Here is a 13008-nt window from a genome sequence, read left to right on the forward strand (position 1 = left end):
AGGGGGAATTTTATTATGAAAATATTAAAAAATTTACTTTACACAAAAGAACATGAATGGATAAAGGTTGAGGGCAACAAAGCTTACATTGGCATTACTGATTTTGCTCAGCACGCACTAGGCAGCATTGTTTATGTAGAATTACCGGAAGTAGATTCAGAATTGAGCGCTGGAGAGACTTTGGGCGCTATTGAATCAGTTAAAGCAGCTTCTGATATATTTATTCCGCTAGATGGAAAGATAGTCGAAATTAATGAAACTATAGTAGATGAGCCTGCCTTAGTAAATGAAGATGCTTTTGAAAATTGGATGGTTGCTATTGAAATGACGGATAAATCTCAACTTGAGAGCTTATTATCACCAGAAGCTTATGAAGAGCTCTGCAAAGAAGGTGAATAATATGTTTCCTTATATACCAAACACTAATTTAGATCAAAAGAAAATGCTTGAAAGTATTGGTATAAAAAGCACAGATGAATTATTTAAAGATATACCACAAAATCTTCAGCTTAATAGAAGACTAGATATTAACAAGCCTATGTCAGAGCTTGAGGTAAGGAGAGAGCTGAAAAATCTATCGGATAAAAATCTTAGTGACGAAGATTTAATATGCTTTCTTGGAGCAGGAGCTTATGACCACTATATCCCATCGGTTGTAAAGCATATTACTTCAAGATCAGAGTTTTATACTGCCTATACTCCTTATCAGCCAGAAATAAGTCAAGGCACTCTTCAAGCTATTTTTGAATATCAGACAATGATTTCTGAACTTACAGGTATGGAAGTTTCCAATGCCTCTATGTATGATGGTGCAACAGCCTGTGCCGAGGCGGCAATGATTTCTATGGAAAATACGAAGAGAAAGAATATAGTAGTTTCTAAAACTGTTCATCCTGATACTCGAAAGATACTAGATACCTACATTAAATTTCACGGAGGAACAATCATTGAAGTCGATTCAAAGGATGGAGAAACTAATGTAGAACAATTACAAACCGTAGTTGATAAAAATACTGCATCAGTTATTGTTCAAAATCCTAACTTCTTTGGAATAGTTGAGAACTTAACAGAAGTTGAAAAAATAGTTCATTCAAGTAAATCAATCTTTATAATGAGCGTTGATCCAATATCTCTAGGTATCTTAAAAACTCCTGGAGAAATTGGAGCAGATATTGTTGTAGGCGAAGGCCAATCCTTAGGGAATGCCATGAACTTTGGTGGTCCATATTTAGGCTTTATGGCTTCTACTACAAAACTTATGAGAAAAATGCCCGGCAGAATTGTTGGTCAGACAGAGGATGTAGATGGAAAACGTGCCTTTGTTTTAACTCTCCAGGCCAGAGAGCAGCATATAAGAAGGCAAAAGGCAACCTCAAATATCTGCTCAAATCAATCTCTTAATGCTCTTGCCGCTGCAGTTTATATGTCTGTTATGGGTAAGGAAGGCGTTAAGGAAGTTGCTGTGCAATGCATGAAAAAATCTCACTATGCTTACAATCAGTTAATAAAATCCGGAACCTGCAAACCTGTATTTAATAAACCATTCTTTAAGGAGTTTGTAGTAGAGACTGTTCTAGATTCCGATAAAGTTAGTGACGAGCTTCTTCAGGCAGGTATTTTAGGAGGTTACTCCTTAGAAAAAAATTATTCTGAACTTAAAAATTCTCTTTTATTCTGCGTAACTGAGAAGAGAAGCAAAGAAGAAATTGATAAATTGGTAAATCTCATGGGGGTGATGTAGTATGAAGGAATACAGTAAGTTAATATTTGAACTATCAAAGGAAGGCAGAAGAGCCTATACACTTCCAAACTGTGATGTACCTGAATGCTGCGAAGAAGACTTGATTCCAAGCGAGCTTCTTAGAAAAAGAGATTTAAAGCTTCCTGAAGTAAGTGAAGTTGATGTAATAAGGCATTATACTCTGCTTTCAAATAAAAACTATGGTGTTGATTCAGGATTTTATCCACTAGGCTCCTGCACTATGAAATACAATCCCAAAATCAATGAAGACATGGCATCAAATCCTCACTTTGCAAATATTCATCCCTATCAGCCTGAAGAAACTACTCAAGGCTGCCTTGAGCTTATGTATAATTTACAGCTGAAACTTTCAGAAATAGTGGGAATGGATGGATTTACACTTCAGCCGGCAGCAGGAGCTCACGGAGAGCTTACCGGTCTTATGATAATGAAAGCTTATCATGAAAGCAGAAGTGACTTTAATAGAAATAAAATAATAGTTCCAGATTCTGCTCACGGAACAAACCCTGCAAGCGCTGCGGTTGCAGGCTACGAGGTTATAGAAATAAAATCTGATGAAAATGGTGCAGTTGATTTAGAAAACCTAAAGGCTGTTTTAGGCGATGATACAGCAGGACTTATGCTTACCAACCCAAGTACCCTAGGCCTTTTTGAAACAAATATAAGCGAAATATCAAAGCTAGTTCATGAAGCTGGCGGTCTATTATACTATGATGGAGCCAATACAAATGCAATCATGGGTATTACAAGACCTGGAGATATGGGCTTTGATATTGTTCATCTAAATCTTCACAAAACCTTTACAACTCCACATGGAGGCGGAGGTCCTGGAAGCGGTCCTGTTGGAGTTAAGGAAAAGCTCATACCTTACCTTCCTGTACCTGTTATTGAAAAATCAGAGGACGAATTTATATTGAATTATAATAAACCTCAGTCTATAGGAAAAATTAAAAGCTTTTATGGAAACTTCGGAATTCTAGTAAGAGCATACACTTATATCCTTACAATGGGTGCTGAAGGTCTTAAAGAAGTTAGTGAAACAGCTGTCTTAAACGCTAATTATATGAAAGAAAAGCTTAAGGATTATTATGTAGCCTTAGATACAGTTTGTAAGCATGAATTTGTTTTAGGCGGATTAAAGGAATATGGCAGTGGAATATCTACCCTGGATGTAGCTAAAAGACTTATAGATTATGGCTATCATCCGCCAACAATATACTTCCCTCTAATTGTTGACAATGCAATTATGGTAGAGCCTACAGAGACTGAAAGCGTTGAAACCTTAGATGCGTTTATAGATGCTATGATAAAAATTGCAAAAGAAGCAGTAGAAAATCCAGAGCTTCTTAAAAATGCGCCTTATAATACTCCTGTCAGAAGAGTAGACGAGGTTAAGGCAGCAAGAACTCCTGTACTAAAGTGGGAGGGTTAATCAATGGATAAAGATTTAATAGTAATCGGAGGAGGTCCTGGTGGATATGTAGCTGCAATTAGAGCTGCTCAGCTTGGTGCAAAGGTATGTTTAATAGAAAAAGATAAATTAGGCGGCACTTGCTTAAACAGAGGCTGCATTCCAACTAAAGTACTTTATAGAAATGCAGAAATATTAAATACTTTAGGACATATAAATGACTTTGGAATAAGTATTAGTGATTTTAGTATTGATATTGAAAAAATACACTGCAGAAAGCAGTGCATTATTGATCAGCTTGTAGGTGGAGTGGCTCAGCTTCTAAAGGCTAATAGTGTTGAAGTAATATATGGAAAAGCTGTATTTAAAGATAAGAATACTGTTTCAATAACTTGTGAAGACGGCACTAATAAAGAAGTATCCTCCAACAACATTATAGTTGCTACAGGATCTATCCCTGCTGTTCCTCCGATTAAAGGAGCAGACTTAGAAGGAATTTATTCAAGTGAGGAGATATTAAATTTTGAAAGCCTACCAAAATCTCTAATAGTTATTGGCGGTGGAGTGGTCGGCATGGAGCTTGCCTGTATATTCAATGCTATGGGAACAAAAGTAACTGTTGTTGAGTATATGCCTAATATCCTGGGACAGATAGATAGTGATATTACAAAGAGACTTGCAGTATCATTAAAGAAAAAAGGTATAGATATAAATCTTTCAACAAAGGTAACAAATATTGAAAGAAGTTCCGATGGATATATAGTTTATGGAGAAGGTAAAAAAGGTGAACTTAAAGTTGAGGCAGAAAAACTTCTTCTCTCGGCTGGAAGAACTCCATCAGTAAACTGGCTTAACCTTGAAGGCATTGGTATGGATTTTGACAAAAAAGGAATTAAGGTAGATTCTAATTATGAGACAAATCTTAAAGGAATTTACGCTATTGGTGATGTAAACGGAAAAATAATGCTGGCTCATGCTGCCTCTCATCAAGGTATGCTTGCAGCAGAAAAAATTATGGGGCTTAAAGCTTCAGATTTAACCCATATAGTACCAAGCTGTGTATTCGTATTTCCTGAGATTGCATCTGTTGGTATAACTGAAGATGAAGCTAAAAAAGAAGGCATACCTTATAAGACAAGCAAATTTATGTTTGGAGCTAATGGCAAAGCTCTTGCTCTCGGAGAAGGTGAAGGTTTTGTTAAGGTTATAGCTCGCGATGACTCAATTATAGGAGTTCATATTATGGGCCCTCACGCATCAGACTTAATACACGAAGGTACTTTAGCTATTACTCACAATATGAAGATTGATGATATTAAAAATACTATTCATGCTCATCCTACGCTTTCCGAAGCCTTCTCTGAGGCTGTAATGGGAATTACAGGAGAAGCTATTCACTTAGTTCCTATAAAAAGATAAAGCTAATAAGGTGGCAAGGTAGTAAAAAAATGTTATCTTTGCCACTCAATTTTATTATTTATATCAAAGGAGAAAAAATATGAATTTAGAATACTTAAGAGATATAGATCCTGAAATACTTGAAACTATCCAAAACGAAATGGATAGACAGGAAAACAAAATCGAGCTTATTGCTTCAGAAAACTTTACAAGCAATGCGGTTATGGCAGCAATGGGATCAGCGATGACAAATAAATACGCGGAAGGCTATCCAGGAAAAAGGTACTATGGTGGCTGTGAGGTCGTTGATGTAGTTGAAAACATAGCAAGGGACAGAATGTGCGAACTTTTTGGAGCAGACCATGCCAATGTTCAGCCTCATTCGGGATCTCAGGCAAATATGGGAGTTTATATGGCTGTTTTAGAACCTGGAGACAAGGTTTTAGGTATGAATCTATCACACGGTGGTCATTTAACTCACGGAAGCCCAGTAAACTTCTCCGGAAAGCTTTATAAATTTATTTCCTATGGGGTTAATGAGAATGGCTTTATTGATTACGAGGAACTAAGAAGAATAGCTCTAGAAGAAAATCCAAGAATGATAGTTGCAGGAGCCAGTGCTTATTCAAGAACTATTGATTTTAAACTTATAAGAGAAATCTGTGATGAAATCGGTGCTTATATGATGGTAGATATGGCTCACATAGCTGGACTTGTTGCTGCGGGACTTCATCCAAGCCCAGTTCCTTATGCTGACTTTGTAACTACAACTACTCATAAAACCCTTAGAGGCCCTAGAGGAGGAGCAATTCTTTGCAAAGAGCAGTATGCTAAGGCTATAGACAAGAGTCTTTTCCCTGGTATACAAGGCGGCCCTCTCATGCACGTAATTGCTGCAAAGGCTGTATGCTTTAAAGAAGCAATGAGCGAAGAATTTAAGGACTATCAAAAAAGAGTTCTTAATAATTCACAAACCCTTGCAAAGGAGCTTATGAAGAGAGGCTTCAAAATTGTTTCAGGAGGAACAGACAATCATCTTATGCTGGTTGACCTTAGAAACAAAAATATAACTGGTAAGGAAGCTGAACATCTTCTAGATGAAGTGGGCATTACAGTTAATAAGAATACAGTTCCTTTTGAGACTCAAAGCCCTTTTGTAACAAGCGGAATTAGAATAGGCTCTGCAGCTGTTACAACCAGAGGCTTTGGAGAAAGAGAAATGGTAGAAATCGCTGATATTATTTCCTTTATAATAGAAAATAAAGATAGTGACTTAACCCCTATTAAGATGAAAATTAAAGAAATCTGCTCTAGATTTCCATTATACAAATAAAATAAAAAGCCTAGAGAACTAAAATTCTCTAGGCTTTTTGTGTCATTTGCTCAATTGAGATGCGAATGGTTTGATATCAAAACCAGTAAAATGCTTACATAAGAAATCTTAGTGCATTTGCACCGGCAGTAATGAGAGCGCAAACACCTGCAAGCAAAACCCATACACACCATTTGCACTTTTTACCGCTCTTTTTGGCAACAAAAAATCCAACTCCTCCAACAATTAATAAAAGCAGTCCCAAAATAACACCTAAAATGATTCCTATTTTCATTTTTCAAATCTCCATGTCATTAATCTGTTTATTTGTTGAATAGGCAAATGCAAGTCCGATGATAAATAACCCCACAACCCCGATAAACACAAAACTATTTGTACCCAAGCCCATCAGTACGTTTCCTAAAATAGCAGACAATATGATTGCTGTTACAATTGTTGTAGAAACAGATTTGTTAATAAATCCGATTCTTAAAGAAATGAAACCGATTGAACTAAGCGCCAAAATAAAGGTGACAATATTGATTATCTGTGAAGAAACTATTCCGATCGTGATATTGCGGCCCAAGATAGGGAATGTGCTTTCCGTCAGGAAAAACAAAGTGTCTGGTATGAGCGTGGATGACAAAAAACCCAATGCAATAAATCCAGTTACTAAAACCATTTTTGCAATGAATATTTTCGTTCTTGATATCGGATAAGAAAACATCAACAATGCCATTTTAGGGCTATAGTCCTCTATTATAAATTTTGAATACATCACCACCGAAAATATTGAGAATACAAGAAATGCTATTCCCGTATGCAGCTTCAGAATATTTTTATAATCCCTGAATTCAACATCATTTTCCACCTTTGCAATTGTTGCTATCATATATAAAAAACCAGTCATCGCAATACTTATAACAGTCAGAGCGATATAGTAAGTCGTTAGTTTGTTCCTTTTCAGTTCCAATTTAATTAGTTTATGCATTCGTATCCGCTCCCTTTATCGCTTCAAAATAGTAATCCTCTAAGCCATTCGAATATTGATTTTTAATATCTTTCATTTTTGCTTGCTTTGTTACCGTACCATTTACTAAAATTCCTACTGTATCGGCTACATATTCTACTTCACTTAACGCATGGCTGGAAAGGAGTATGGTTTTATCATATTTCTCGGTCAGCTTTTTAAACAGTTCCCGCATATCGCGAATGCCCTGTGGATCAAGGCCGTTGATGGGTTCATCTAAAATCAGAATTCGTGGGTTATGTATCATTGCTCTTGCTATTGCAAGGCGTGCACGCATACCTAAAGAAAATTTCGATACCGGGCGAAGATCAATTTCTCCAAGGCCTACCATCGAAAGGACTTTTGGAATATCTGCCTCGGCATTCATATATGCAAGGTGAATTTCTAAATTTTCCTTTGCACTCAAATGCTCATAAAACACAGGTGTTTCTATGGATAAACCTATACTTCTTAAAATTTGATTGTGATGATTTTCGGTGTCAAATTCAAAAATACGAATAGATCCTGCATCCTTATGAAGAAAACCTGCCATCATTTTAAAAACAGTTGTTTTTCCCGCACCGTTTGCCCCTAAAAATCCGTAAATTTCATTCGGACGAACAGACAGATTACAACCTTTTATTACCTCTAGGGATTGAAAGCTTTTTTTCAAATTTTTTACTTCTATTGCATACTCCATGAAGTTTCTCCTATTTTAAAATTTTATCAATTAAATTATCTACCATGAAATCAAAGACCAAAAAGTGATCGTAAGATAAACGCTCTTTTACTGAAACGATAGAGAGAAGAGACATCAATATTGAAGCTGCTTCCTCCTTATCGATTAAAAATTGCAAATATGATTTGTTTAAGAGCAACTCTCCGCTATGACGACTGTTTTTTTCAATTACACTAAGCTGCTCAGGAGAAAGCTTATTCGCAAAGGTAAGAAAATCCGCACTCTGCATATCGCATATCAAAAAATTTTTATCGTACTCACGATAGCTTGCTTTCAGTGCTTGAGCGAAGCCTTGCTTGTTTGGTTGTTTTTCCATGATTCCTTCGGTAAGCCGATACATGTGATCCTGCAGTATGCATAGAGTTTCGGTAAATAGCGCTTCCTTCGATTCAAAAAACAAGTAAAAAGCACCTTTTGATATTCCAACTTGTGCGCAGATTTCATCTATACTTGTTTTTTTATACCCATATTTCGCCCAGCTTTTCTGGCATTCCGCAAGCAGCTTCGTTCTGATATTTTGTTTTTCCTGTTTTGTAAAACTTCTTGCCATTGCAGCCTCCTATATATGACTCAAAATATTTTTTAGGTCATATATATTTTACTCTGTTAATTAGAATATGTCAATTAGTAATTTTCAATTCGTTCAACTGAGATTATGGCAAGATGGTAACCATAGATCAAGATAAAAGAAAAGCCACGGTGGAAAAATTCCATCGTGGCTTTTCTTTTTGGTTCAAATCCTCAAATATTGGTGTTCCCGGCGGGAATCGAACCCACGGCCTACCGCTTAGGAGGCGGTCGCTCTATCCTTCTGAGCTACGGAAACGTATTAAGTTTACCCTAACATTTTATTACAAGTACTTTTCAAAGTCAAGTATATAAAAAATGAAAGATGGGTTAAATAGTGTTATAATTGAAATATAGAGAAACCTATGAGAAATTTAGGAAGGTGAATTTATGAGAAACATACATATAACAGAAACAGTTCTTAGAGATGCTAATCAATCACTTATAGCTACAAGATTATCCTTTGAACAGTTTGCTCCTATATTAAAGGAGCTTGATAATACAGGATATCACTCACTTGAATGCTGGGGCGGTGCTACTTTTGATTCTTGCATAAGATACCTCAATGAAGATCCATGGGAAAGACTTAAAAAAATAAAAACTGTAGCAAAAAAAACTCCTCTTCAAATGCTTTTAAGAGGTCAAAACCTTTTAGGCTATAAACATTATCCAGATGATGTTGTAAGAAAGTTTATAAAAATGACTGTATATTACGGCATGGATATTATAAGAATCTTTGATGCCTTAAATGACTATAGAAATATTGAAGTTGCTATGGACGAAACCAAGAAGCAGGGTGCTCATGCACAAGGAACTATAGTTTATACTGTAAGCCCTATACATGATATAGAAAGCTATATAAAGCTTGCTAAGCAGCTTGAAAACATGGGTGCAGATTCTATCTGCCTTAAGGATATGGCTGGTCTTATAATGCCAAAGGTAGCTTTTGATTTAGTTAAGAGTATAAAGGAAACTGTAAAGCTTCCTGTGTACCTTCACTCTCACTCAACTAACGGCATTGCTGAAATGTCCTACTTAAAAGCTGTTGAAGCTGGGGTAGACGGGATAGATTGTGCTATTTCTTCTTTTTCAAGCGGAACCTCTCAGCCTCCTACAGAATCGCTGCATTTTGCTTTGGAAGATATGGGCTATAATACGGGACTTGATGCTTCAAAATTAAAAACTATAAATGACTTCTTTAAGCCAATAAGAGAGGATTTTGTAAAGTCAGGAGTTTTAGATGCAAAGGTATTAACACCACAGCCTGAAGCACTTACCTATCAAATTCCTGGAGGTATGCTTTCAAATATGATATCACAGCTTAAAGCTCAAAATGCTATAGAAAAGCTTGATGAGGTTTTGAAAGAAGTGCCAAAGGTTAGAGAGGACTTAGGTTTTCCTCCTCTTGTAACTCCAATGAGTCAAATGGTTGGAACTCAAGCTACCATGAATGTACTTACTGGTGAAAGATATAAAATGATTTTAAAGGAAGTTAAGGCCTACTGCAGAGGAGAATACGGAAAAGCTCCTGCCAGTATAAACGAAGAGCTTTTAAGAAAGGCTCTTGGTGATGAAAAACCTATAACAATAAGATATGCTGATACTTTAGAGCCTGTGTTTGAAAAAACAAAGGAACAAATCAAAGACATGACAACTCATGATGAGGATATTTTATCCTATCTGCTTTTCCCTCAAATAGCTGAAGAATTTATAAAAAATAAAAATATGCATCCAACTACAGACCATTATAGGAGAGAATATAAAAGTCAGCCCGTATAGGCTGACCTTTCTTATTTCATCTTCTTATTTGTTATTGCTTTTCTTGTTTTTTCAAGACTGCTCTTTACTTTATCAAATTGTCTGCTTGCAACTCCTGCAAACAGTATATCTATTATATTAAGCTGTGCAATCCTTGAGGACATAGCGCCGCTTCTAATGCTAATTTCAGGTGCTGAAACAAATAAATTAATATCGCATATATCACTTACTGGGTTTTGTCCAAACTTGGTTATACTAATGGTTTTTGCTCCGGCTTCCTTAGCAACCCTTATGGACTCATAAGTATCAACAGTCTTACCTGAATAGGATATAGCAACAGCCACATCGCCTTTTCCTAAGTTAGCAGCAGATGCTATCTGAAGATGAGGATCCGGATAACTTACTGCAAATTTATTTATTCTTGAAAACTTCTGCATTGCATCAAATGCTATAATAAAAGATGCTCCTACCCCATAAAATTCAAGTCTCTTGGCATTTATTATTGCTTCTACAGCATCTTCTACGTCCTTATAAGTTATTATTTCAAGTGTGTTATCTATAGATTTCTTATTGTTATAACTTATATTTTGAATTATTGATTTTAATTCATCACCGGGCTCCACATCAGTATATTGCTCATTACTATCGTCAAATGACATAGAGGCTGTATCTTTAGTTATACTTATCTTAAAATCCTTGTAACCATTAAAATCTAAAAGCTTGCAAAGCCTTACTACAGTAGCTTCACTAGAGCCGCTTTTTTCTGCTAGTTCACCAATCGCTAAGTGAGATATATCAGCAGGGTTATCTAAAATAAATAGTGCTACTTTTTTTTCAGATGGACTTAAACTATCAATTATTTCTTTAATCTTTATTAAACTGCCAGCCATAATAAATTCCTCTTTTCCAAAATATATTAATATTATATCAATCTTAAACAAACTTTCATATATATAATACAAATTTTTATAATACGTTATAATTTTTACAATAAACAATATACTATATATAATACAATAAAACTCTTACATTAAAGATGTCACAAAACATCCAATCTCCAGGGATTTTTGGGACATCTTTAATGTATTGGAACTTTTGCATTGTATATATTTATATAATCTGATTATAAAATAACGGAGGTTAAATTATGGGAGTTAGTGAAGAAATAAGAAACTTAATGCTGGCCGGTATAGGCTCCATGGCTCTTACCTATGAAAAATCTATGGATATGATTGAAGACTTAGTAGAAAAAGGCAGGATGACTGTAGACGAAGGAAAAGAACTTTCTCAGGAGTTAAAAAGAAACCATATGTCGAATTCTTCAGCTTCTAAAGCTATTACAAAGGAAGAAATGGCTGAACTTCTAAGACAAATGAACTTTGCTACAAAGGATGATCTTGAGGATTTAAGACAGAGAATTTCAATATTAGAAGCTAAAAATCAAAATGTATAGGTCCACCTCTCAAAGATTCAGGGAGATATTAAAGGTTTTTGCAGCTTATGGCTTTGGATATGTTGTAGATAATAAGTTAAAAAAAGAAAATAATTCGCCTGAAAATCTTAGAAAAGCTTTCGAAGAGCTTGGTCCTACCTTTATAAAAATTGGACAGATATTAAGCACACGGCCGGACATAGTTCCGGCTGCTTATATCAAAGAGTTATCTAGGCTTCATGATAATGCCTACTCAGAAGACTTTAATGATATATGTAAAATATTTTTCAACGAGTTTTTTGTGAAACTTGAATCTGCTTTTTCATACTTTGAGAAAGTTCCCTTTGCCTCTGCCTCTATTTCGCAGGTACATAATGCAGTGCTCAAGGATGGGCGAAAGGTTATAGTAAAGATACAGCGTCCGGATATTGCCGAAAAAATGAGACTGGATATTGCAATACTTAAAAGAATAATTAATATAGCTAAGCCAAAAATCTTTGAAACCTTTATTGATCCTGAAGAAGCATTAAATGAGCTTCTGATAGCCACTGAACTTGAACTTAATTTTTATAACGAAGCTGAAAATATAGAGCGGTTTAGAGATCTAAATAAGAGTGTAAAATTTTTATACACTCCTTACTTAATAAAGGATTTAAGCAGTTCAAAGGTTTTAACTATGGAAAAAATTGAAGGCATTAAAATTGACGATACATCCTTACTAATAAAAAACGATTATGATTTAGAGGATATAGGAAGAAAACTAGCTTTATTCTTTTTAAAACAGGTATTAAGAGACGGATACTTCCATGGTGACCCTCACCCGGGTAATATAATTATTAAAGATAATAAAATATGCTTTATTGATTTTGGGCTTATGGGAAATTTCTCACAATCACTTAAAGAGAGTCTTAATGATCTTCTTATTGCTTTAGCTTATAAGGATATAAATAAGTTAGTTGCTGTAATACTCAGCATTAGCATAAAAAAAGGCTCAATTAATAGAAGCAGACTATATGAAGATATTGAATATCTTTATGATAAGTATTTATTCACTTCACTGGAAAATATAAAGCTTTCTGTCATGCTGCAGGATCTTTTAGATATGTCAAAGCAAAATAACCTTATACTACCGAAAGAATTAACTCTTCTTGCAAGAAGTCTTCTTATATTAGAAGGTGTTGCAGCGAAAATATCTCCTAATATTAAAATAATTGATATAGCTATACCCTATGTTAAGGAAAATATTAAAGCTTCTCTGCTTAAAGATATAGATCTAGATAAACTTTTAATAAGTTCTATGAATAATGCAAAAGCTGCTGTAAAGCTTCCTTCTAAACTCATGGAATTATCAGATGGCCTTTTGAATGGACGTGTAAAGCTTCAGTTTGAATTAAGATACTTAAACAAATCTATAAATGAGCTCAATAAAATGACAAATAGGCTTGTATTTGGAGTTGTTGTTTCATCCATGATAATAGGTTCTTCCTTTATACTAAATTCAAATATCGGCCCTAAGCTTTGGGATATATCTATAATAGGAATCCTTGGCTTTATAGCCGCTGGTTTTACAGGTTTATGGCTTTTAATATCAATAATTAAATCCGGAAAAATGTAAAAAGC

General features: G+C 35.1%; 13 protein-coding genes and 1 tRNA gene. 8 read left to right on the forward strand and 6 right to left on the reverse strand.

Features of this window, described 5'->3' with window-relative positions:
• Window positions 1-15 precede the first annotated feature (15 nt).
• The 5 genes from gcvH (at window position 16) to glyA (ending at window position 5904) form a co-directional block, all read left to right on the forward strand.
• Window positions 16-399, forward strand: coding sequence for a glycine cleavage system protein GcvH (gene gcvH, locus JK636_RS17700; protein WP_202750307.1), 384 nt, complete (start codon window positions 16-18; stop codon window positions 397-399).
• 1 nt (window position 400) lies between these two features.
• On the forward strand, window positions 401-1741 hold the full coding sequence (gene gcvPA / locus JK636_RS17705; protein WP_202750308.1) for an aminomethyl-transferring glycine dehydrogenase subunit GcvPA: 1341 nt from the start codon (window positions 401-403) through the stop codon (window positions 1739-1741).
• A 1-nt stretch (window position 1742) separates the two neighbouring features.
• Window positions 1743-3194 (forward strand): aminomethyl-transferring glycine dehydrogenase subunit GcvPB, encoded by a 1452-nt coding sequence (gcvPB, locus tag JK636_RS17710; protein ID WP_202750309.1) that lies wholly within the window; start codon window positions 1743-1745, stop codon window positions 3192-3194.
• Between the two features lie 3 nt (window positions 3195-3197).
• Window positions 3198-4592, forward strand: a complete 1395-nt coding sequence (gene lpdA / locus JK636_RS17715) for a dihydrolipoyl dehydrogenase (RefSeq protein ID WP_202750310.1) — start codon at window positions 3198-3200, stop codon at window positions 4590-4592.
• A gap of 79 nt (window positions 4593-4671) precedes the next feature.
• Window positions 4672-5904: a serine hydroxymethyltransferase gene (gene glyA / locus JK636_RS17720; protein WP_202750311.1), complete on the forward strand. Its 1233-nt coding sequence runs from the start codon at window positions 4672-4674 to the stop codon at window positions 5902-5904.
• Between the two features lie 94 nt (window positions 5905-5998).
• On the opposite strand, the gene JK636_RS17725 is transcribed toward glyA, so the two are convergent.
• The 5 genes from JK636_RS17725 to JK636_RS17745 all read right to left on the reverse strand — a co-directional run bounded on the left by JK636_RS17725 (window position 5999) and on the right by JK636_RS17745 (window position 8457).
• On the reverse strand, window positions 5999-6178 hold the full coding sequence (locus JK636_RS17725) for a hypothetical protein (protein WP_202750312.1): 180 nt from the start codon (window positions 6176-6178) through the stop codon (window positions 5999-6001).
• A gap of 3 nt (window positions 6179-6181) precedes the next feature.
• The gene (locus JK636_RS17730; protein ID WP_202750313.1) at window positions 6182-6874 is read right to left on the reverse strand and encodes a hypothetical protein; all 693 of its coding nucleotides are present in this window, start codon (window positions 6872-6874) and stop codon (window positions 6182-6184) included.
• Complete coding sequence (locus tag JK636_RS17735) at window positions 6867-7592, reverse strand: ABC transporter ATP-binding protein (RefSeq protein ID WP_202750314.1); 726 nt, start codon at window positions 7590-7592, stop codon at window positions 6867-6869. Before JK636_RS17735 ends, JK636_RS17730 begins: the two co-directional genes overlap by 8 nt.
• A 10-nt stretch (window positions 7593-7602) precedes the next feature.
• On the reverse strand, window positions 7603-8181 hold the full coding sequence (locus JK636_RS17740; protein WP_202750315.1) for a TetR/AcrR family transcriptional regulator: 579 nt from the start codon (window positions 8179-8181) through the stop codon (window positions 7603-7605).
• Window positions 8182-8380: 199 nt separating this feature from the next.
• Window positions 8381-8457, reverse strand: a tRNA-Arg gene (locus JK636_RS17745).
• A 131-nt stretch (window positions 8458-8588) separates the two neighbouring features.
• Here JK636_RS17745 and JK636_RS17750 point away from each other — a divergent pair.
• The gene (locus JK636_RS17750) at window positions 8589-9977 is read left to right on the forward strand and encodes an oxaloacetate decarboxylase subunit alpha (RefSeq protein ID WP_202750316.1); all 1389 of its coding nucleotides are present in this window, start codon (window positions 8589-8591) and stop codon (window positions 9975-9977) included.
• Window positions 9978-9988: 11 nt separating this feature from the next.
• Here JK636_RS17750 and JK636_RS17755 read toward each other — a convergent pair whose 3' ends face one another.
• On the reverse strand, window positions 9989-10846 hold the full coding sequence (locus tag JK636_RS17755) for a MurR/RpiR family transcriptional regulator (protein ID WP_202750317.1): 858 nt from the start codon (window positions 10844-10846) through the stop codon (window positions 9989-9991).
• Between the two features lie 257 nt (window positions 10847-11103).
• Here JK636_RS17755 and JK636_RS17760 point away from each other — a divergent pair, with 257 nt between their 5' ends.
• Window positions 11104-11409 (forward strand): phasin family protein, encoded by a 306-nt coding sequence (locus JK636_RS17760; RefSeq protein WP_202750318.1) that lies wholly within the window; start codon window positions 11104-11106, stop codon window positions 11407-11409.
• Entirely contained in the window at window positions 11402-13003 is a 1602-nt protein-coding gene (locus tag JK636_RS17765; protein ID WP_202750319.1) for an ABC1 kinase family protein, read from the forward strand. The genes JK636_RS17760 and JK636_RS17765 overlap by 8 nt, the downstream gene beginning before the upstream one ends.
• Window positions 13004-13008: the final 5 nt, after the last annotated feature.

Origin of the sequence: Clostridium rhizosphaerae (genome assembly GCF_016765585.1) — a bacterium.
Classification (GTDB): Bacteria; Bacillota; Clostridia; order Clostridiales; family Clostridiaceae; genus Clostridium_AT; species Clostridium_AT rhizosphaerae.